The organism is Rhodoferax sp. (assembly GCF_013297935.1).
In the GTDB taxonomy this organism is placed as follows: domain Bacteria; phylum Pseudomonadota; class Gammaproteobacteria; order Burkholderiales; family Burkholderiaceae_C; genus Allorhodoferax.
In genome coordinates this window covers 27,767-48,636 of record NZ_JAAFIX010000015.1, presented here as the reverse complement: position 1 = coordinate 48,636, position 20,870 = coordinate 27,767, and the positions used below count along the sequence as shown (strand labels likewise).

General features: G+C 58.4%; 20 protein-coding genes. 12 read left to right on the top strand and 8 right to left on the bottom strand.

Annotated elements, in window-relative coordinates:
- Positions 1–3 precede the first annotated feature (3 nt).
- The 8 genes from QZW03_RS16040 to QZW03_RS16005 all read left to right on the top strand — a co-directional run bounded on the left by QZW03_RS16040 (position 4) and on the right by QZW03_RS16005 (position 9,455).
- Positions 4–948 (top strand): phosphoglycerate mutase, encoded by a 945-nt coding sequence (locus QZW03_RS16040; protein WP_296511036.1) that lies wholly within the window; start codon positions 4–6, stop codon positions 946–948.
- 4 nt (positions 949–952) lie between these two features.
- On the top strand, positions 953–2,662 hold the full coding sequence (recJ, locus tag QZW03_RS16035) for a single-stranded-DNA-specific exonuclease RecJ (RefSeq protein ID WP_296511035.1): 1,710 nt from the start codon (positions 953–955) through the stop codon (positions 2,660–2,662).
- Positions 2,663–2,733: 71 nt separating this feature from the next.
- Positions 2,734–3,747 carry a transporter gene (locus QZW03_RS16030; RefSeq protein WP_296511034.1) on the top strand — a complete coding sequence of 338 codons (1,014 nt, stop codon included), beginning with the start codon at positions 2,734–2,736 and terminating at the stop codon, positions 3,745–3,747.
- A gap of 227 nt (positions 3,748–3,974) precedes the next feature.
- The gene (locus tag QZW03_RS16025; protein ID WP_296511033.1) at positions 3,975–5,123 is read left to right on the top strand and encodes a Gfo/Idh/MocA family oxidoreductase; all 1,149 of its coding nucleotides are present in this window, start codon (positions 3,975–3,977) and stop codon (positions 5,121–5,123) included.
- A 95-nt stretch (positions 5,124–5,218) separates the two neighbouring features.
- Positions 5,219–6,295 (top strand): sn-glycerol-3-phosphate ABC transporter ATP-binding protein UgpC, encoded by a 1,077-nt coding sequence (gene ugpC / locus QZW03_RS16020; protein WP_296511032.1) that lies wholly within the window; start codon positions 5,219–5,221, stop codon positions 6,293–6,295.
- 57 nt (positions 6,296–6,352) lie between these two features.
- Positions 6,353–7,618: an ABC transporter substrate-binding protein gene (locus tag QZW03_RS16015; RefSeq protein WP_296511030.1), complete on the top strand. Its 1,266-nt coding sequence runs from the start codon at positions 6,353–6,355 to the stop codon at positions 7,616–7,618.
- Between the two features lie 119 nt (positions 7,619–7,737).
- Positions 7,738–8,616 (top strand): sugar ABC transporter permease, encoded by an 879-nt coding sequence (locus QZW03_RS16010; RefSeq protein WP_296511029.1) that lies wholly within the window; start codon positions 7,738–7,740, stop codon positions 8,614–8,616.
- A complete protein-coding gene (locus tag QZW03_RS16005) occupies positions 8,613–9,455 on the top strand; it encodes a carbohydrate ABC transporter permease (RefSeq protein WP_296511027.1) in 843 nt (280 codons plus the stop codon). The genes QZW03_RS16010 and QZW03_RS16005 overlap by 4 nt, the downstream gene beginning before the upstream one ends.
- Before the next feature lie 40 nt (positions 9,456–9,495).
- Here the strand turns inward: QZW03_RS16005 and QZW03_RS16000 are convergent, their stop codons facing one another.
- The 4 genes from QZW03_RS16000 to QZW03_RS15985 are packed head-to-tail and all read right to left on the bottom strand — an operon-like array spanning position 9,496 to position 12,918.
- Positions 9,496–10,275 (bottom strand): sulfite exporter TauE/SafE family protein, encoded by a 780-nt coding sequence (locus QZW03_RS16000; RefSeq protein WP_296511026.1) that lies wholly within the window; start codon positions 10,273–10,275, stop codon positions 9,496–9,498.
- The gene (locus QZW03_RS15995; RefSeq protein WP_296511025.1) at positions 10,272–10,802 is read right to left on the bottom strand and encodes a flavin reductase family protein; all 531 of its coding nucleotides are present in this window, start codon (positions 10,800–10,802) and stop codon (positions 10,272–10,274) included. The genes QZW03_RS16000 and QZW03_RS15995 overlap by 4 nt, the downstream gene beginning before the upstream one ends.
- A 24-nt stretch (positions 10,803–10,826) precedes the next feature.
- Positions 10,827–11,738 (bottom strand): aldo/keto reductase, encoded by a 912-nt coding sequence (locus tag QZW03_RS15990; protein WP_296511024.1) that lies wholly within the window; start codon positions 11,736–11,738, stop codon positions 10,827–10,829.
- Positions 11,739–11,763: 25 nt separating this feature from the next.
- A complete protein-coding gene (locus tag QZW03_RS15985) occupies positions 11,764–12,918 on the bottom strand; it encodes an LLM class flavin-dependent oxidoreductase (protein WP_296511023.1) in 1,155 nt (384 codons plus the stop codon).
- A 100-nt stretch (positions 12,919–13,018) separates the two neighbouring features.
- Here QZW03_RS15985 and QZW03_RS15980 point away from each other — a divergent pair, with 100 nt between their 5' ends.
- Both QZW03_RS15980 and QZW03_RS15975 read left to right on the top strand, forming a co-directional pair.
- Positions 13,019–13,738, top strand: a complete 720-nt coding sequence (locus QZW03_RS15980; RefSeq protein ID WP_296511022.1) for a GntR family transcriptional regulator — start codon at positions 13,019–13,021, stop codon at positions 13,736–13,738.
- Between the two features lie 89 nt (positions 13,739–13,827).
- The gene (locus QZW03_RS15975) at positions 13,828–14,592 is read left to right on the top strand and encodes an SDR family NAD(P)-dependent oxidoreductase (RefSeq protein ID WP_296511021.1); all 765 of its coding nucleotides are present in this window, start codon (positions 13,828–13,830) and stop codon (positions 14,590–14,592) included.
- Here QZW03_RS15975 and ppk2 read toward each other — a convergent pair.
- Entirely contained in the window at positions 14,589–15,527 is a 939-nt protein-coding gene (ppk2, locus tag QZW03_RS15970) for a polyphosphate kinase 2 (RefSeq protein WP_296511020.1), read from the bottom strand. The genes QZW03_RS15975 and ppk2 overlap by 4 nt on opposite strands.
- Before the next feature lie 138 nt (positions 15,528–15,665).
- Between ppk2 and bktB the strand changes: the two genes are divergently transcribed.
- The gene (gene bktB / locus QZW03_RS15965) at positions 15,666–16,853 is read left to right on the top strand and encodes a beta-ketothiolase BktB (protein ID WP_296511019.1); all 1,188 of its coding nucleotides are present in this window, start codon (positions 15,666–15,668) and stop codon (positions 16,851–16,853) included.
- A gap of 23 nt (positions 16,854–16,876) precedes the next feature.
- Here bktB and QZW03_RS15960 read toward each other — a convergent pair whose 3' ends face one another.
- Positions 16,877–17,914 carry a GGDEF domain-containing protein gene (locus QZW03_RS15960; RefSeq protein ID WP_296511018.1) on the bottom strand — a complete coding sequence of 346 codons (1,038 nt, stop codon included), beginning with the start codon at positions 17,912–17,914 and terminating at the stop codon, positions 16,877–16,879.
- Positions 17,915–18,072: 158 nt separating this feature from the next.
- Between QZW03_RS15960 and QZW03_RS15955 the strand changes: the two genes are divergently transcribed.
- Positions 18,073–19,275 carry a nitronate monooxygenase family protein gene (locus QZW03_RS15955; RefSeq protein ID WP_296511044.1) on the top strand — a complete coding sequence of 401 codons (1,203 nt, stop codon included), beginning with the start codon at positions 18,073–18,075 and terminating at the stop codon, positions 19,273–19,275.
- Here the strand turns inward: QZW03_RS15955 and QZW03_RS15950 are convergent, their stop codons facing one another.
- Both QZW03_RS15950 and QZW03_RS15945 read right to left on the bottom strand, forming a co-directional pair.
- Positions 19,276–20,097: a methyl-accepting chemotaxis protein gene (locus tag QZW03_RS15950; protein WP_296511017.1), complete on the bottom strand. Its 822-nt coding sequence runs from the start codon at positions 20,095–20,097 to the stop codon at positions 19,276–19,278. It lies immediately after the preceding gene.
- Between the two features lie 15 nt (positions 20,098–20,112).
- Positions 20,113–20,850: a 2OG-Fe dioxygenase family protein gene (locus tag QZW03_RS15945; protein ID WP_296511016.1), complete on the bottom strand. Its 738-nt coding sequence runs from the start codon at positions 20,848–20,850 to the stop codon at positions 20,113–20,115.
- Between the last annotated feature and the right edge of the window lie 20 nt (positions 20,851–20,870).

The following is a 20,870-nucleotide window of genomic DNA, read 5'->3' as shown; positions in this document are numbered from 1 at the left end:
CGCATGCACACCCTTATCCCTTTTGCTGCACCGGCAGGCCCCCAATGCCAGGAAGCGATGACCCGGCTCACACTGCCCTACCTGGCCGAGCTTCTGGAACTCCTGACGCCCACCCCCCCGCTGCTGGGTACCGAAGACTCGCTCTCCCCGCTGCATGAGCGGGTGCACGCAAAAAGCCTGAATCTTCCGGGAGCGGACGGCTTGCTGCCCTGGGCGGCGCTGGATGCCCGCCAGCTGGGCCTGACGCGGTCCTTCGGCGAGACCGGCTGGGCCTGGATCACCCCCTGCCATTGGCAGATCAATGCCGACCATGTGGCCATGGACCACCCCGACGCCCTGGCCCTGGACGCCCATGAGATCGACGCCTTACGCGCCGCCATGCAGCCCTATTTCTCGGAAGACGGCATCACCCTGCACCCCTTGAATCACAGCACCTGGCTGGCGCAGGGAGGCATCCTGCGGGATTTGCCCACGGCCTCGCTGGTGCGGGCGTGCGGCGCCAAGGTAGACCAGTGGATGCCGCGTGTAGCCCAGGCCCGCAGCCTGCGCCGCCTGCAAAACGAAATGCAAATGCTGCTCTACCGCCACCCGGTGAACGACGCCCGCGCCGCCGGGCGCAAGCCCACGGTCAACTCCTTCTGGATCAGTGGCACGGGCACGCTGCCCGCTGGCGCCATGGACAAGTCCGACACTATGTCGGTGCAGCACCTCCTGGAGGCTGCCGCACTGCGCGACGACGCGAACGCCTGGGCTGAGGGCTGGCAACAGCTCGACAGCACTCTGATGGCCACCCTGTTGCGCCAGGCCAAAGCGGGGCAGTCGCTGGAGCTCACCCTGTGCGGCGAGCGCATGGCTGCCGGCTTCGAGCTGCAGAATACGGCCTGGTGGAACCGCATTCAGCGCCGTTTCACCACCCCTACCCCTGCCGAACTGCTGCGGACCTTGTAAACCCATGAAAATTGTTCCCCGCGACATCCCTCCACGCGCCGCCTGGGCGCTGGAGCAAGCCGGATTGCACCCCTTGCTGGCACGGCTCTACGCCGCCCGCGGCGTGACCGGCAAGGAAGAGCTTGACGACGCCCTGGGCAAACTGCTCCCGCCCTCGGGCATGCTCGGCATCGACCGGGCGGCCACGCTTTTGGCCGACGCCATTACCAACAACCTCAAGCTCTGCGTGGTGGCCGACTATGACTGTGACGGTGCCACCGCCTGCGCCGTGGCCGTGCGCGGCCTGCGCCTGCTGGGTGGCCGCCAGGTGGACTATCTGGTACCCGACCGCGTGGTCGATGGCTATGGCCTGACCGCCCCCATCAGTGAGCGGGTCAAAAAGTCCGGCGCCGATGTGCTGATCACCGTGGACAACGGCATTGCCAGCGTAGACGGGGTGGCGCGAGCCAAAGCACTGGGCCTGCAGGTGCTGGTGACCGACCACCACCTGCCCGGCAGCGAGTTGCCCGACGCCGATGTGATCGTCAACCCCAACCAACCGGGCTGCACGTTTGAGAGCAAGTCCATGGCCGGGGTGGGCGTCATGTTTTACACCCTGCTCGCGCTGCGCTCGGAGCTGCGAGCCCGGGGTGTGTTTGACGCCGCCACCCAGCCCAAGCTGGATGTCTTGCTGCCCCTGGTCGCACTGGGCACCGTGGCCGATGTGGTCAAGCTCGATGCCAACAACCGCCGCCTCGTAGCTCAAGGCTTAAAACGGGTTCGAGCCCTCGCCATGCCTGCGGGTCTAGCTAGCCTTTTTATAGCATCAGGACGCAAAGCAGAAGTAGCCACCACCTTTGATTTCGGCTTCGCTCTGGGCCCGCGCATCAACGCGGCAGGCCGCTTGAGTGACATGACACTCGGTATTGAGTGCCTGCTGACCGACGACCCGGCCCGTGGGGACGAGCTGGCCAAGATGCTGGACAGCATCAATCGCGAGCGCCGTGAAATCGAGGGCGATATGCGCGAGCAAGCCTTTGCCATTGCCGAGAGCCTGTTTGACGAGGGCGATGAGCCGCCCCCGGCCATTTGCGTGTTCGACCCCGACTTTCACGAAGGTGTGGTGGGCATTGTGGCCAGCCGCATCAAAGACAAGCTGCACCGCCCGACCTTTGTGTTTGCGGCCAGCGCCGCCGAGGGCAAGGAGCACGAGCTCAAGGGCTCGGGGCGCAGTATTCCGGGCTTTCATTTGCGCGATGCGCTGGACCTGGTGGCCAAACGCTACCCCGACGTGATCTTGCGCTTTGGCGGCCACGCCATGGCGGCAGGCTGCACCGTGGCCGAGGAGTTTTTTGACGACTTCGAGAACGGCATGAACGAGGTAGCCCAGGAGTGGCTGGACGCGGCCACCCTCACCCGCCGCCTGGAAACCGATGGCCCCCTGGCCGCAGAGTACCGCCGCGTGGAGCTGGTGGACGCCCTGCACAAAGAGGTGTGGGGCCAGGGCTTTGCCGCCCCTACCTTCAGCGAGGAGGTCGAGGTGGTGTCGCAGCGCCTGGTGGGGGAAAAGCACCTCTCGCTCAAGCTCAAGCACCAGGGCCAGCCGGTGGACGGCATTTGGTTCGGCCACACAGAACCCCTGCCCCAGAAGGTCACGCTGGCCTTCCGGCTGGATGCTGATGAATGGAATGGCATGCGCCGGGTGCGCTTTCTGGTCGAGGGCGCGCAGACCTGAACACGGCATGGACACACGAGGGCACTACCATGTGCGCCTGCCCCGCAACGCACTTTCGCTAAGCCCCGCCAATGACACCTAACGCCCAGAACTATGGCGCTGACCCCAGTGGCCTGATTTACGGATTCACTTTCGATGCCAGCGGCACGGGCACTCCGGTCGGCACGGCGCAGGCGCTGCAGTGGCTGCGGGCCACTCCGAGCCCCACCGAGGGCTTTGTGTGGCTGCACTTCAATTTATCCCACACCGCCAGCGCCAAGTGGATTCAGGAGAACCTGGGCCTCTCGGACCTGTTTCATGAGTCCTTGACCGATGGCTCCCGCTCCACCCGCGTGGAATTGGACGACGACACCCTCATTGCCGTCGTGAACGATGTGCACTACGACTTCGCGTTTGAGCCCAGCGACATTGCCACCCTGTGGCTCTCGGTCGGGCCGCGCCTGGTGGTGACCGCGCGGCTGCAGCCACTGCGCTCCATTGACCGCCTGCGCGATGCGGTGCGCCGGGGCGAAAAGCTGATGTCTTCCGTTGCCTTGCTGGTGCACCTGATGCACGACCAGGGCGATGTGCTGATCCAGATCGTGCGCAACACCACTGCGCGGGTCGATGACATTGAGGACAAGCTGCTCGCCGGTCGGCTGGAGACCAAGCGCGCCAACCTAGGTGCGCTGCGGCGCTTGCTGGTGCGCTTGCAGCGCCTGCTGGCCCCGGAGCCGGCGGCCCTGTTCCGCCTGCTGCGCAAGCCACCCGACTGGATCAGCGAAGACGATATTGGCGACCTGCGCCAAAGCACCGAAGAATTCAACGTGGCGCTGAGCGACATGGCTGCGCTGCAAGAACGCATCAAATTGCTGCAAGAAGAAATTGCAGGCCGCGTAGCCGAGGCCAACAACCGCAGCCTGTTTGTCTTGACCATCGTGACGGTACTGGCCCTGCCCATCAACATCATTACCGGCCTGCTGGGAATGAACGTCGGTGGCGTGCCCCTGGCAGAGCACCCGCATGGATTTTGGTGGGTGGTGGCGATTGTGGTGACCTTTACCCTGATTGCGGGCTACATCGCCATCCGCAGGCACAAGGACTAAGCGAACGCTATTCAGTGCGGGCAGACATCCGCATTAACCCCGAGTGGGTAACGAGGTCAATTCCTCTATTATTCCTACACATGATCTTCACGTTTTTGTGAACCTGTGTCGCATAGTCTGCGTTGCGCAGAGTAATTCCCCTGGGGATCAACTAAAACGCCAGACAGTAGGCGCTTGTTCATCAAACGTAATGTCACAGTCAAAGTCTCGCCATAGAAAGTATCCAAATGAATAACGTCACCCAAGAAGTCAGGTACGGCATCATCGGCTGCGGCATGATGGGGCAGGAGCATTTGCGCAATATTGCATTGCTGCCGGGTGCACGAGTCACGCGAATTTTTGAGCCTGATGATGCTATGGCAGCCGGTAGCTTGGCATTGACAACAGGCGCGCTCCGGGCAGCCAGCCTCGCTGAAGTTGTCTCATCACCGGATGTTGATTGCTTGCTCATTGCCAGCCCCAATTACTGCCATGCAGACCAACTCAGGTTGATCGCCTCCATTCGGCCGCTACCTGTGCTCCTGGAAAAACCCGCATGTACCCAGCTTTCGGATGTGCGTGAGCTTGCGGAACTCATCACGAATTATCCGGCGCCTGTCTGGGTGGCCATGGAATACCGTTACATGCCGCCCGTAGCCCGTTTAACTGAAGAGGTTCATTGCGGGAAAGACATCGGAGGTTTGACGATGTTGAGCATCCGGGAACATCGTTTTCCCTTCCTGGTCAAAGTGGGCGACTGGAACCGCTTCAACCGATACACCGGTGGTACGCTAGTCGAAAAGTGCTGTCACTTTTTTGACTTGATGCGCCACATGGTGCGTAGTGAACCCATACGCATTTATGCATCGGCAGGCGTTGACCACAACCACCTTGACGAACGCTACCCTGATGGCACGCCTGACATTCTTGACAACGCCTACGTTGTCGTGGATTTCGCTGGCGGGCAGCGTGCACTCTTAGAACTCTGCATGTTCGCAGAAGGCTCGCGCTACCAAGAAGAAATCACAGTAGTGGGCCCTCTTGGGAAAGCAGAGTGTTTCGTGCCCGGACCAGGCCGCTTCTGGCCAGCCGACTTGGGTGTCCCGCCCGTTCCTAAAGTGATCATCAGCCCCCGTCATCCCAAAGGCCCACGCGAGCTTGAGGTACCCGTTGACCCCGTCGCATTAGCCGCTGGTGACCACAACGGATCTACCCTCTATCAGCACCAACGGTTCAATGCAGTTGTACGCGGAAAAGGAGTTATTGAAGTCAGCCTCGCTGATGGATTAGCCGCAGTGCTCATGGGCCTTGCAGCTCAAGAGTCTGCGAGAACCGGACAGGCGATGAGTCTTGTAGAGGGTGATTTTTCACTGAAAGGACTCTCCTCTAAGCATTAACCCCAAGACGTTCAGAACCACAAGTCCTCTATTATTCCTACACACTCTCATCAACGCGCTCTTTGATCAAACTCAGAGGTCGCTCCATTCTTCTCATGGCCTCAGTCCAGCTACGCAACGTTCAAAAAAACTACGATGGTAAAACGACCGTCATTCATGGGATGGACCTTGAAATCCGCCATGGTGAGTTTGTGGTGTTTGTGGGGCCATCAGGCTGCGGCAAGTCCACTCTTCTGCGGATGATTGCAGGCCTTGAAGACATCAGCGGCGGCGACGTGTTGATTGATGGGGTTCGCGTCAACGATGCACCGCCCCGACACCGCGACATCGCTATGGTCTTTCAAGACTATGCTTTGTACCCTCACAAAACGCTGTTTGACAACATGGCCTTTGGCCTGCGCTTGCGAAAAACACCGGAAGACGAAATCAAACGACGAGTGATGGATGCTGCACGTCTACTGCGCATTGACCACATGCTAGACCGAAGACCCGCTGCACTCTCGGGTGGGCAGCGACAGCGGGTGGCCATCGGGCGGGCGATTGTCCGGCAGCCCAAAGTGTTTTTGTTTGACGAGCCGCTTTCTAATTTGGACGCACAACTGCGCAATGAAATGCGCAGTGAAATCAAAAAACTGCATCAGCGTTTGGGAGCCACCATCATCTATGTCACGCACGATCAAGTTGAAGCCATGACCCTGGCTGATCGGATCGTGGTGATGAGTGGCGGACACAAAATGCAATATGCCACCCCAGATGAAATCTACAACCAGCCGGCAGCGCAGTTTGTTGCCGGCTTCACCGGCAGCCCGCCCATGAATTTGGTGCCGTGCACCCTTTCGGGAGGAGCGATTGATTTAGGTGGTACCTATGTGCAACTGCCACCAATGCTCTCAGCACGAGCTGGAGCCGGCAGTAAACATGTATTCGGCATTCGTCCAGAAAACATCTCGCCGCTGCCGAGGAATATGCCGGGTGAAATCAGTGTGCCGTCGACTGTTGTAATCAGTGAACCGCTGGGCGCCGAGACTTTGGTCACTTTTCAAGTCGGTCAGGTTGAGCTCGTCGCACGCTGCGCCGCCAGCTACAAAATGCCTGCGGGCTCTCTGCAACAGTTACACCTGGATTCGCAATCGATGCATTTGTTTGATGGGGACTCAGGGAAAGCACTCTGAGTCATTTGCGACCGCTCAACATAATTGAGTAATTTTCAACCGTGCTAGGAGACAACGATGAACAAAAAATGGGTCCTGAAACTCGCCGCTGCAGCTTTGACTGCCCCACTGCTGTCCGGGTTGAGCTGGGCGCAACAAACCACCCTTAGAGTTTTTGTCGGTCCGAACCAGCGGCCCGACTTGCAAGCTAAGCTGTTTGAGCAATACACAAAAGTCAATCCGAACGTGAAGGTCGAGATTGAAACCGGCGGCGCTACGTCTGAACTGCAGCGACAGTATCTGAGCACTGTCCTCAACGCCAAAGACTCCGCCATTGACCTTTTCATGATCGATATTGTGAATCCTGCACAGTATGCAAGTAAGGGGTGGATTGAACCCCTCGACAAGTACATGGGCGGAGCTGCCAGCCTGCGCAACGACTACCTGCCGGTCTACCAGCAGTCCAACATTGTTGATGGGAAGGTCATGGCATTGCCCAGCCAGGGTGACTCCATGTTTATGTACTACCGCAAGGACTTGCTGGCGAAGCACGGTATTGCAGAACCCAAGACCTGGGACGAGCTAAGCGCCGCTGCGAAAAAAATCACTGCCGCCGAAAACAACCCGAACCTCCAGGGCTTGTCCTTGCAAGGCGCACCGATTGAAGGTGCTGTGTGCACCTTTTTATTGCCGTACTGGGGCCAAGGCAAACAATTTAATGATGCAGCCGGCAAGCTCACCCTCGACAAATCCGCTGCAGTGAACGGCCTGAAAATGTGGCTAAAAATGATGGACGACGGCGTGGTCAAAAAGAACATAGCCGAAGTAACCACCCCAGTTACCGTGAATGAATTCAAAGCCGGTAATGTGGTGTTTGCCATCAACTGGGGCTTTGCATTCGACCGCTTCAAAGACGATGCAGACTCCAAAGTCAAAAACAATGTCGGCGTCATTCCCCTACCTGCCATGAATGGTGGCAAATCAGCGACCTGTATGGGTGGCTGGCAATGGGCGATGAATGCTTTTGGCAAGAATAAGGACGCGGCGGGTAACTTGATCAAGTTCTTGTCATCTAAAGAGGCCAGCGCATTTGTAGCCCGCGAAGGCTCTATCCTGCCGGTTTACCAAAGTCTCTATAGCGACCCTGCCGTTAATAAGGCAGTCCCTTGGTTTAAGGATGCACTCCCTGTGGTGTTGGGTGCCCAAAGCCGCCCCATGGTGGAAGACTATGGACAAGTGTCTGACATCATCCGGACAACCACTAGCGCAGTGCTGGCCCGTACCAAAACACCAGAAGCCGGAGTGGACGAAATTGCCACCCGTGTAAGTCGATTGATGCGCTGAATCGCGCAGCACCACAAGGCGTCACATTGAGAGTGCCGCCCGAGCCCCGGGTCAGACCTCATGACCCGGGGCTCATTTGAGAAATAGACTCTCCCGCAATCTCACCCCAAGTGCACGTAATGCTCTCCAAACTCAAGGATCCGAGTGAAAAAACGCTGGCGGCCCTACTCTTGGCGCCCGCCTTTTTGTTGCTTACGATGATCGTGGTGTATCCCATCGGCAAGTTGGTTTACAACAGCTTGTTTGATATCAATAAGACTGGGGCCTACATCGGCTTCTTAAACTACACCGACGTGTGGCGAGACCCTCAATTTTGGAACGCGACCAAAAACACCTTACTCATCACGGTGATCACCGTTCCCGGCGCACTGGTTGCAGGACTCGCGCTCGCACTGCTGGCAAATCTGCCTTTCAAGCGCAAATGGCCTGTGCGCCTATCCCTTTTGCTACCCTGGGCCTTACCTCTGTCATTCGCAGGCTTGATATTTGCCTGGTTTTTCAACACCGATTACGGCATTGTGAATGACGTGTTTTTGCGCCTGGGCCTGATGACTGAGTCAGTGAGCTGGCTCTTGAAGCCCAATTGGGCCTTTGCAGCCATTTGTTTGACGATCATATGGAAAACGTCGTCATTCATGGCTTTGATCCTGCTAGCTGGTTTGCAAATGATTCCCCGCTCGTTGTATGAGGCCGCAGAAGTAGACGGCGCCAGCAAATGGCAACAGTTTTGGCAAATCACGATACCGATGTTGATGCCAAGCATCATCGTGGCACTGATCTTTCGCACCATCACCGCGCTGCAGACATTTGACATTCCCTACACCATGACACGCGGAGGTCCGGGGGAAGCTACAGAAACACTGGCGATGTTGATTCACAAGTACACGATTGACTACTCCGACATAGGCTACGGCTCGACCCTGGCAGTGTTCATGTTTTTAATTTCGCTGGCAGTGTCTGGATTTTATTTGCACCACATTGGAAAGAACGCGTCATGAGCAAAGCAACACCGGCTATTTGGAGCTCCGCTGCGTTACGGTGGATCGCTGCAGGCATTGTGGTGCTCAACGGATTTTTTCCAGCTGTATGGATTCTGTTCACCTCGCTCAAAACGGAAACAGAGCTGGTGCAAAAGCCTATCACCTGGTGGCCAGATGCTCCCACCATGGACAACTACATCAAAGCATTTAGTGACCAGCCACTGCTGCACTACTTAAAGAACAGTGTCATTGTGGCCACAGGCGCCACAGCCCTATCATTGCTCGTCTCTGCATTTGCTGCTTACGCCATTGCGCGCTTGAACCTGAAACGCCGTCAGCTCATCCTGACTTGCATCGTGGCTTCCAGCATGTTCCCACTAGTAACTTTACTGGTACCAATCTTTGAGACCATGCGGGCGCTGGGATGGCTCAACACCTACGCCGCGCTCATCCTCCCTTATGTGGTGCTGAACTTACCCGTTTGCACGCTCGTTCTGGTGAGTTTTTTCCAGAGCATCCCTAGAGATCTGGAGAATGCTGCCATGATCGACGGATGCACACGCATGGGTGCACTCTGGCGGGTCGTAGTACCCCTGGCCGCCCCCGGTGTATTCACCGCGGGCATCCTGGCCTTTGTTAACGCATGGGATGAGTTTCTATTGGCCCTGTCACTAAACTCGAGCCCCGCAGTACGAACACTACCCGTTGGTATTTCGCTCTACCAAGGCGAATTCACTTTCCCATGGCCCATCATTTCCGCGGCGCTCATAGTGGCTATCGTACCGATTGCTCTGCTGATTGCTGCATTCCAGGAGCGCGTAGTAGGCGGGCTTACGCAAGGCGGATTAAAGGGCTGAGGCGTAGTCACTACGAGCGCATGCTGTCGAGTATCACCTCTTAGAAAAACAGCATGTGCGCTGCAACTAACGCCAGAAAGCCTGCAAACGCCTGCTGCAGGCGGCGTTTGTCCATGCGCTGAGATATGCGCGCACCCCAGTTCGCAAAAAACAAGCTCACGAGACTGATGCCCACGAAGGCGGAACCGTGGACATAGCCCCAGGTGACTGAGGTACTAGCACCAGTAATCCCCATGCCGATAGCCCCGATCGTCGATATCGGTATCGCTAAGGCTGAGCTGATCACCACCGCCTTGCGAACATCGGATCCGCGAAGCACAAAGTAAGGCACCGTCAGCGCGCCACCGCTCACACCCAGCAAGGTGGACACATTTCCGATCAAGGCTGCCACAACCACAAGTTCAAAGGAAGATGGGCGCGGCCGCTTTGCCGGCTGTGCGGACTGCCGCCACATGATGAAACCGGTCATCAGTGCAAAGAGGCCAAACGCCATCTTGAGCCACTCCGTAGACATCCAGCGGGCGAGCACGACGGCCGATAAAGCTCCTGTACTCACCGCAGCCAGGAGCCAAGGTGCGCGATCAAAGTGCAAGCGCCCGGCTCGCCAGTGGGTCCAGCTGCTGGTGATCGACGTCACCACAATGCAGGCCAACGATGTTGCAACCGCGAAATGCATCACATGCGACCCAAGCAATGGATCTTCGCGCCACAACCAATAGAGGGTGGGAACGATCACCAGCCCCCCACCGACGCCGAACAGGCCCGCAGTAAAGCCTCCTGCTGCGCCCACCAGCAGGAACAGTAGCCACAGGGGGATCATGGAGTATTCGCTTGAAAGTGTCCGAACTGGCTACGCCAGAAGCCAAGGGCCGAGGTATCGCGCCACCCGAAGTCTTGGACTTGCCCGATGAGGATGTGATGATCGCCAGCATCCACTAACTGATGAATCGAGCAATCGAACCAGGCCATAGCTTCTGTCAGGCACAGTCGCTCGCTACCTTGACGCTGTACAGGAACACCTGCAAAGCGGGAATCCATGTCGCCAGTCGCAAACTGTCGGGCGGTCGGTTCCTGCTCGTGGGAAAGTACGTTGACCGTAAAGCCGCCCGAGCGGGTAAACGCCTCAATGCTACTGGCCGCCTTACGGATACTCCACAGCACCAGCCGAGGTTCCAAAGAAACAGAGGCAAAGGAGTTACACGTCATTCCCCAATCGCTGCTTTGCCAGCGTGAAGTTACAACGGTTACACCGGTCGCAAAACACGAAAGTGCCTTTCGAAAATCTGCAGGATCTGACGACGCAGTTGCTTGGACATAGCCCGGCAAAGTCTCAGGTACGTGGCGCATAAAGTGACTCCCTTGGTGATTCGCTCAGGGCACTTCGTGCCCATTGGCCAACTCATAGAGTTCGTACCAGGTTTGGCGATCCATCGGAACAGTAAACGCTTGGTTGAACGCTTCAATACGCGGTATCTGATTGCTTCCCATCACCGGCAATACGCCCACAGAGTGATGCATCAACCAAGCTATCGCAACAGCGGTGGTATCTGTACCACTTGCCTGGGCTAAACGGGCCAAAATGGGTGACAAACGGGCTGCGGCTGTTCCTGCCTGACGAGCCTGCGAATGCAGCCTGCCACCCCCTAAGGGGGACCACGCCATCACGGGCATCTTGTGCTGCTGCGCATGGGCAATCTGGCCGTTGGTAAACGGTGCAGTTGACAGTAAACTGAGTTCAATCTGGTTGGTTTGAAGGCGGTGCTTCATGCGTGACTGCAACAAATCCACGTCCCAGGGCATGTAGTTGGAAACACCGATACCCCGCACCTTGCCGCAATCGACAAGGCCATCCAAGCACGCACCTAGCTCATCTGCATCGCACAGGGGGTCGGGCCGGTGAATCAGCAGCAGGTCCAGGACGTCAACCCCAATCCGTTGCAAAGACCTGTCCACGCTCGCCAGCACATGGGCGGGGGAGGTGTCGTAGTGCTTCACGCGAGTGTTTGGCCATTGTGCTGACAGAAGCATGATGTCCGTCTTGGTCACCACCTCGATAGCATCCCGCAGGCTGGGGCGCGCCTTGATGGCTTCCCCAAATAGTGCCTCACAGCGGTAGTCACCATAAATATCGGCATGGTCGAAGGTGGTGATGCCTTGGGCAAGGCATGCATCAATCCGCCCCAAAGTGGCAGTCACACTGGTGTCCTCTGCATCTGAGAGGCGCCAAACACCGTAAGCCATATGGCTTAGGGTTCGGGAGTTGGGCAAGGTAATACGGTTCATAAGAATATTGAAAATAGAAAAGGGGTTACCGGCGCACGCCAACCCCGAGAGGAGTGGGGGGTGTTTGAGAGGGAACGCGACCGTACTCTTGTGCCAACGACACGGTGCGGAGTTGGGGCAAGACTTTGGTACCAAAAATCTCGCACTCCTGGAGATGTGGATAGCCTGAGAAGATAAAAGCGCGAATGCCCATCTTCATATACTCGTGGATTTCACTCAGCACCTGGTCCACACTACCCACCAACGCAGCACCGCAGCCACTACGGGCACGGCCGATTCCGGTCCATAAATGGGGCTCGATATAGCCTTCTTCGTCGGCGATCTCACGGTTTGCGCTTTGCAAAGAAACGCCCAAGCTCTTGGCATCTAGAGCACGTTGCCGAATCTCGCGTCCCTTGTCGTCATCGAGCTGTGACACCAACTCCCGCGCATACTCGCGTGCCTCGGCTTCGGTATCGCGCACGATCATGTGCACTCGCAACCCATAGTCCAACTTCCTGCCATGTTGAGCCGCATGGGCATGGACATCGCGCATGCGCTGAGCCAACATCTCTTTGGGTTCAGGCCACATCAAATAGGTATCGCAATGGGCTCCACACAGCGCCAAGGCATCAGGGCTATAGCCACCGAAGTACAGCAAAGGACCGCCAGTTTGATAAGGGCGCACCGGGTCTGTGGAAAGGCCCTTGATGTTGTAAATCTGCCCCTCGTAGTTGATCGTGTCTTGAGTCCATGCCTGTTTGAGAATCTCTACGACCTCCCAGCTCCGCCGGTACCGGTAGGCACTGTCGGCAGTTTCACCCGGAAAGTCGGACGAAATCACATTCAGCGTCAGTCGACCTTCCAACATGTGATCGAGGGTTGCCACCGTGCGTGCGAGCATGGCTGGCTGCATTTCACCGCAACGGATGGCTCCCAACATATTCATGCGCTTGATCTGCGGCGCCATTGCCGCAACAAAACTCAGCGTGTCCTGCCCCACCTGATAAGACGACGGGCACAGAATGTTGCGAAAGCCCAATTGATCGGCGCGTAGCGCGATATCTCGGGTGTTACTCCAACTACTCCGCAGCTGCCCGTCAGGAACGCCCAATACCCGGAAGTCATCAGAACACAGTGGCGCAAACCAAGCCACCTCCGCGCCTTGAATGTCTGCGCCTTTTATGGGAACAACGCTCATGAGTCACCTCGCTTTGTACATGAATGAATAGTATATGAATTCGTTGAGATTCAGATGAGGGTTTCCACCGACGCAAGCGGCATTTGTCATACTGCGGGACATGCCCGAATCCATACCTGCCAAGCCGCTACCTATCTACCTGCAGATCGCTGAACTCTTGGCCCGCCAGATCAAAGCAGGCTATTGGCGCGAAGGAGAACGCCTCCCCACAGAAGCAGAGCTATCGGAAACTTTGAATGTGGCCGTGGGCACTCTGCGCAAATCGCTAGCGCTCCTCTCGGAACAAGGCGTTTTGGAGCGCAAACAGGGCTCTGGGACTTACGTCAAGCAAGTGGCTGGTACCCAGCAAATTTATGAGCTCTTCCGGCTTGAGTTGCACACGGGCCCCGGCTTGCCCACAGCACATATCCTGGATGTCAGCCAACTAGACAGACCAAAGCATGTCCCCGTTTTTGGGGGCAATCCGACTGGCAAGGTTTGGCGTGTGCGCCGATTGCGCTTTTTGAGTCAGGTGCCTGCCGCTCTTGAAGAGATCTGGTTTGATGCCAGTGATTGCCCTATGCTCACCGCGGAAAATTTAGGGGACTCGATGTACTTGTTCTACCAAGAGCGTTTTGGAACATGGATATCGCGTGTAGAAGACCATGTGAGCGCCGCCCCTTCGCCAGCGTGGTCCCTCCCCCCTTACGGTCGTTCAGCCGGCGACTATGCAGGTTTTATCGAACGTACCTCTTGGACAGCGACTAATTCGATGGCAGAGTTTTCGCAGACGTGGTTTGACCAAGTGGTGTGTCGCTACTCATCACGCTTGAGTCAATAGAACGTCAAGGCATTTAGTAATCAAATTGCGCTATAGCCCCCGCATTCACTGCACGAGTAGCTACAAATTAAATAGCAGATTTACTTTTCATGTCGACCTCAGTACAACACCTCACCATCCTGACAGGCGCCTCGCGGGGCATGGGCTTGGCCATGGCGCACCAGTTGCTGCAAGCCGGCCACCAGTTGCTCTGTATCTCGCGCCACAGCAACCCCGCATTGCAAGCCGCCGCTGATCAGGCCGGAGCCAGCCTGACCCAGTGGGCGGTAGACCTGGCAGACGGCGCAGCGGCTGCACAGCGTTTGCAGGACTGGCTGGGCACCCACGACCCGGCGCGCTTTGCCAGCGCCACCTTGATTAACAACGCTGGCGTGATTCCCGCGCTGGTGCCTCTGCGTGAGAGCGCCCCCGCCGACCTGGCCCATGCCCTGCGGGTGGGCCTGGAAGCGCCCATGCAGCTGTGCGCGGCATTCCTTGGAGCCACCCAAGACTGGGAGGGCGAGCGCAAAGTACTGAATGTGTCCTCCGGCCTGGGCCGCCGTGCCATGGCCTCGCAAGCGGGCTACTGCGCCGCCAAAGCGGGCATGAACCACTTTACCCGCTGCCTGGCCCTGGACGAAGCGCTGACACCCAACGGCGCAAAAGTCTGCTCACTCGCACCCGGGGTCATAGACACCGACATGCAAGTCCAGCTGCGCAGTGCAGACGCCGGGCAGTTCCCAGACCGCGGCAGCTTTGAAGGCTTGAAGACCCAGGGCCAACTCACCCGCCCCGACGAGGCCGCCCGCCGCGTGCTGGCTTATCTGGCCCGCCCCGATTTCGGGGAGCAGCCGGTGGCCGACGTGCGAGACTAGTAGATCGCCGGAACGTACATCTCGGCCGGCACCGGGTGGCGCTCGTAGTCCTGGTGGCGCACCCGCTCGGGCAAGTCCACCGGAGGGTGTGAGATTTCGGTGTACGGCATCTGACCCAGCAGGTGCTGGATGCAGTTCAGGCGGGCCTTCTTTTTGTCGACCGCCTGCACCACCCACCAAGGCGCTTCGGGGATATGGGTGCGCTCCAGCATGGCTTCTTTAGCATGGGTGTAAGCCTCCCAGCGCACGCGGGACTGCAGGTCCATGGGGCTCAACTTCCACTGCTTGAGCGGGTCGTGAATACGGCCCAGAAAGCGGGTGTGCTGCTCTTCATCTGAAATGGAAAACCAGTATTTGATAACCTGAATGCCTGAGCGCACCAGCATCTTTTCGAACTCGGGCACGGTGCGGAAGAACTCTTCGAGCTGCTCGTCATTGCAAAAGCCCATGACGCGCTCGACACCCGCGCGGTTGTACCAGCTGCGGTCAAATAGCACGATTTCGCCGGCAGCAGGCAAGTGGCTCACGTAGCGCTGGAAATACCACTGGGTTCGCTCCCGGTCGTTGGGCGCAGGCAATGCCGCCACACGGCAGACACGCGGGTTCAGCCGCTGGGTAATGCGCTTGATGGCGCCGCCCTTGCCGGCGGCGTCGCGGCCTTCAAAAATCACCACCACCTTATGGCCGGTGGCTACCACCCAGTCCTGCAGCTTGACCAGCTCGCCCTGCATGCGGAAAAGCTCGCGGAAATAGGTGCGGCGGTCCTGCCGGTGCTGTTCGCTGAGCTCAGGGCTCAGGCCATCGGCCAGTTCGTCCTGGTTGTGGTCGTCGAGCTCCATTTCCAGCTCTTCGTCATAGCTGTCCAACATGTCGCTGCGGATGCGACGGATCATTTCTTCTTCACTGGAACTCACGGGCAACTCCTGGGCGGGCATCGTTTTGACACCCTGAGGGTAGGCACCTCTAATGTCAATTTCATGACAAAACCATGACCACCTGAACCGTAAGATGCCTGTATTGCAAGCGGCGCACACTGCGGCTTGCACCTATTTTTATTTTTCGAGGAGCCTTGTATGTCCCGTGAAGTCGTCGTCGTCAGCGCTGTGCGCACCGCTATTGGAACCTTTGGGGGCAGCCTCAAAGACATTCCCCCCACCGACCTGGCCGCCCAAGTGGTGCGCGAATCCCTCGCCCGTGCCTACGTCGAAGGCAAAGACGTAGGCCATGTGGTGTTCGGCCACGTGGTGAATACCGAGCCTAAAGACATGTACCTCAGCCGCATCGCCGCCATCAACGGCGGCTGCGCCCAGGAAACACCGGCCTACAACGTGAACCGCCTGTGCGGCTCGGGCCTGCAAGCCATTGTCAACGCCAGCCAAAGCATTTTGCTGGGCGATGCCGATGTGGCCATTGGTGGTGGCGCTGAAAACATGAGCCGCGCGCCCTTTGCCAGCCTCAACATGCGCTGGGGTGCCCGCATGGGTGACACCAAGATGGTGGACATGATGATCGGCGCGTTGCACGACCCCTTCCACAGCATCCACATGGGTGTAACGGCCGAGAACATTGCCGCCAAATGGGGCATCAGCCGCGAGACGCAAGACGCCTTGGCGGTGGAGAGCCACAACCGCGCCCAGAAAGCCACTGCCGCCGGCTACTTCAGCAGCCAGATCACCCCCGTGATGCTCAAAAGCAAAAAGGGCGAAGTGACCTACGCCACCGACGAGCATTTCCGCCCCGACTGCAAGCTCGAAGACATGACCAAACTCAAGCCGGTATTCATCAAGGAAAACGGCACCGTGACCGCGGGCAATGCCTCCGGCATCAATGACGCCGCCGCTGCCGTGGTGCTCATGGAGAAGAGTGTGGCCCAGGCCCGTGGCCTCAAGCCCTTAGCCCGCCTCGTGGCCTACGCCCACGCCGGTGTGGACCCGAAATACATGGGTATCGGCCCGGTGCCCGCCACCAAACTGGCCTTGCAAAAAGCCGGTTTGACAGTGAATGACCTGGACGTGATTGAGGCCAACGAGGCCTTTGCCGCCCAAGCCTGCGCGGTGACCCAAGACCTAGGCCTGGACCCGGCCAAGGTCAACCCCAATGGCTCGGGCATTTCACTGGGGCACCCCATCGGGGCGACCGGCGCTTTGATTACCGTGAAGGCTTTGTATGAGCTGGAGCGTATCAATGGCCGCTACGCGCTGGTGACCATGTGTATTGGTGGCGGCCAAGGTATTGCGGCCATTTTTGAGCGCGACCGCTAAGCGGCCCACGCACGGGTAAGGGCTTAAAACAGGTCGACGTCCATTTCGTCGGCCTGTTGCTCCACCAGCTTGCCCTCAGAGACCAAGGTCTGGTAGTTGCAAACCTGGTTGCGCCCATGCTCCTTGGCGTAGTAGACCGCCTTGTCCGCCCGGCCAAAGGCACTGCTGGGGGTGTCGTTGGGCAGCAAGGTAGAAACTCCCATGCTCACGGTGATCGTCCCGACCTGGGGAAAGGCGTATTCCTGCACGCGCAAACGCAAGCGCTCTAAAGCGCCTTCGGCGTGCTCAGGGCAGTCGCAACGCATCAGAATCACAAACTCTTCACCTCCGAAACGGTACAGCTGGTCGTGAAAGCGGAAGTTGCCGCGCATCAGACGGGCCAGGAGCAACAGCACTTCATCGCCAATCAGGTGGCCGAAGTTGTCGTTTACGCGTTTGAAATGATCGATATCCAGCACAGCCAACCACACCCCAGCTTCGGAACTCTCATGCCGGCGATCCGGCATGCTGTCAGGAGGGCTGCTGGATTTGTCGGCAGTTGCTTTGAAAAAAGCGCCGTCAAAGGTCTTGCGGTTGAGCAACTCGGTTAATGAATCGCGCTCGCCGTAATCCAACAAACCCAGCAGGTTCTGGTAGGCCAACAGAATGCTTTGCAGCAAATCAATTGCATCGGGGGCCAAGGTATAGCGGGCGTCGATGTCGAGCAGGATCTGCAGTCCGTTCGTGTTGAGCATGGGCAACACCACGCTGCGCTCTCCGTTCGGACTGAGTGTAGCTCGACCTTTTTCAAGCGCCTTTTGACGTAAGGGGAAATCGGACACCCGCGGCAGCTGACTCCAATCGGACCACAGCAAATCGCGAGTCATTTGATTTTGCCCTGACTGCAAGGCACCGAGGGAGAGACAACGACGCTCATCCCCCTCCCCGACCACGCGGATGAGGTTGACACTCAAAACGTCGATGCCCGAACTGTTCACCAAAAGGCGAACTATTTCTGCATCCAACGCGTCTCTGTCACGCAAGCCCCCAAGGGTTGCAAGACTTTGCACCAAAGCATTCATGAAAATTGTCTACCTTGTTTTTGTCGTATTCGGCTTCCAACTACCGATTGCATCTTTGATTGACGCACCTCAAACCTGATGGACGCAGGCAAACCTATGCTCCGCGCTTGCTCACTGCTGCCATCTTAGACCACACCATGAACGATACCAAGCCTGATATGCATCATTTGCCGCAAGAATCCAACGCTTGGTTGAGCACAAGTGGCCTGAAAGCCATGCAAATCGCAGGGAAGCGCGTGCTCCCCATCGTCCAAGGCGGCATGGGTATCGGCATTTCAGGCCACCGGCTAGCCGGCAGCGTGGCCGCAGCGGGCGGTGTGGGCACCCTCTCCAGTGTGGACTTGCGTCGCCATCACCCCGATTTGATGGACCGGACCCGGGAGCTCACGCCCGGCGATGAAGCCAAGGCCGGGATCAACGCCGCGAACCTCGAAGCCATTGACCGCGAAATCAAAGCCGCGCGGGAGCGCACCGGTGGCAAAGGGCTGCTCGCCATTAACGTCATGCGCGCCGTGAGTGAATACGCGGCCAACGTGACCCGGTCCCTGGAGGCTGGCATCGACGCCGTGGTGGTGGGTGCCGGCTTGCCGCTGGACCTGCCCGATTTGGCCAAAGACTTCCCCCGGGCTGCCCTGATTCCCATCTTGTCCGACGCACGCGGGGTGCAATTGCTTGTCAAAAAATGGGAGCGCAAAAAGCGCCTGCCCGACGCTATCGTGATCGAGCACCCGCGCCTGGCCGGTGGCCACTTAGGCGCCGCCAAAATTGCCGACCTGCAGGACACCCGGTTCGATTTTGAGAACGTGATTCCTCAGGTGCGCCAGTTTTTCAAAGACGCGGGCTACGAACAGCACATTCCGCTAATTGCAGCTGGCGGCATTCGCAACTATGAAGACATTTCCCGCCTGCAGGCACTAGGGGCCGACGGTGTGCAGCTGGGTACCGCTTTTGCAGTCACGCAGGAGAGTGATGCCCATGCCGAATTCAAAAAGGTACTGGCAGAGGCTCGTGAGGAAGACATGGTGGAGTTCACCAGCGTCGCCGGCCTGCCTGCCCGTGCCGTGGGAACACCGTGGCTGCGAGCCTATATGAAGATTGAGCCCAAGCTGCAGGCTGTGGCACACGTGAAGAGCCGTTGCACCAAGAGTTTTGATTGCCTGGGCCAATGTGGCTTGCGTGACGGCCTGCAGGGCTGGGGCCAGTTTTGCATTGACAACCAGCTCGCCGCCGCCTTGCGGGGCGATGTGAAAAAAGGTCTCTTCTTCCGCGGCGCAGGGCGGCTGCCGTTTGGAGACCAGATCAAAACGGTGGCAGAGCTGATGCAGCGCCTGCTGACCCCGGGTCTGTCAGGCGCGCACTGATCAACTCAATCGCAGCGTCTGAAATTCAGGCGTAGTCAGGTGGCCGATTTTGAATCGGTTGATCGTTGTTTTGAGGGCCTGGACCTGGTCGTCCAGGTTCTTGGAGGCAGCCGCCGTTTCCTCCACCAGCGCCGCGTTTTGCTGGGTCATGTGGTCCAGCTGCGACACAGCTTCGCCCACCTGCACGATGCCGGTCTTCTGCTCGCCATTGGCAACCGTGACATCTGACACTGATTGATTGACCTGCTGGATAGACGCCACCACTTGGGTGACTGCCTGCCCGGCCTGCGAGGCAATGGCATTGCCGCGGTCCATTTTTTCGACGTTGTCCTGGATGATGGTTTTGATTTCGCGGGCCGCTTCGGCCGACCGCTGAGCCAACTGCCGGACCTCCGAGGCCACCACCGCAAATCCCCGCCCCTGCTCGCCGGCCCGCGCGGCTTCCACTGCCGCATTCAAAGCCAGAATGTTGGTCTGGAATGCGATGGCGTCGATGGTGCCGATGATGTCTTGAATACGCTTGGACGACTCATGGATGGTGCCCATGGTTTGCACCACGTCATTCACCATAGTGCCCACCTCCTGCGCCGACACGCTCACCGCCGCAACCAGGCGGTTGGCCGCCTCGGTGGACTCCGCGGTCTGCGCCAGGGTACCGGTCATTTCTTCCATGGCGGCAGCGGTTTGCTCCAGCGAGCTGGCCTGCGACTCGGTCCGGGCGCTGAGGTCAGCATTAGCCGCCGCGATCTGCTGCGATGCCGAAGCCACTGAGCCCGCACTCTGCTGGATGCGCATCATCACGTGCATCAAAAACTCTTTCATGCAACGACGAGGTTTTTATTCCTGAAAACCTCCCGACCTCAGTGTGACGACCAGCGTATCACGATGCCCCGCCACGTCAACCGGTTGAATAGGGGTGGATTCATGGATCACCCGCTCATCATCCAAAAGCAATAAAGACCAAGGCTCATTGAGCGTGAAGCGCTGTCCGTTGGGGCCATCCGCCTCAAAAACACGCGTTTCACCGCCCTTCACCCCGTGTCGACCCACCATGAAAACGGCTACCAGGTCCACGCCGTCACGGTGCGCGCCCTCGGGGGTCGGGCGACCAATGCCGTCGGTGGTGTCAATGCGGAACTGGTGGGCCTCGCTGTACCAGGTCCGGTGTCCTTTCAGGTCGTCCGCTACCTGTCCGAGCCAGCCCAGCAATTGAAGCCAGTGCGCTTGTTGAGTGAGCGAGGGCTCCATGGCCTCGAAATGCCGCTGCATCCCGCCGTGCAGGGCGTTGTAAGCCAGTGGCTGCCAGTGCGGCCGGTGCGGGGCTTGCTTTACCTGCGTGCCGTCGAGCACAAAGCAAGAGTGGCGCCTGCGGCGGTAGCGGCCCCCGTCTTTCAGGTAGTTGTCCGGCGGCAGGTCGTTCCACAAGTCGCACCACGAGAGCATGGCCGACAGCGGAACCCCGCTGAGGCCCGCCAGCTGAGAAGCCCCCAGAACCGCGTAGCCCTGCCGAAACAAGGTGGCCCCGAGGTCTGCGGGCCTTGCAATCAAGGGAGGCTGAAAGGCGATAGTCATCAAATTAGTTTATCAGCGAGACA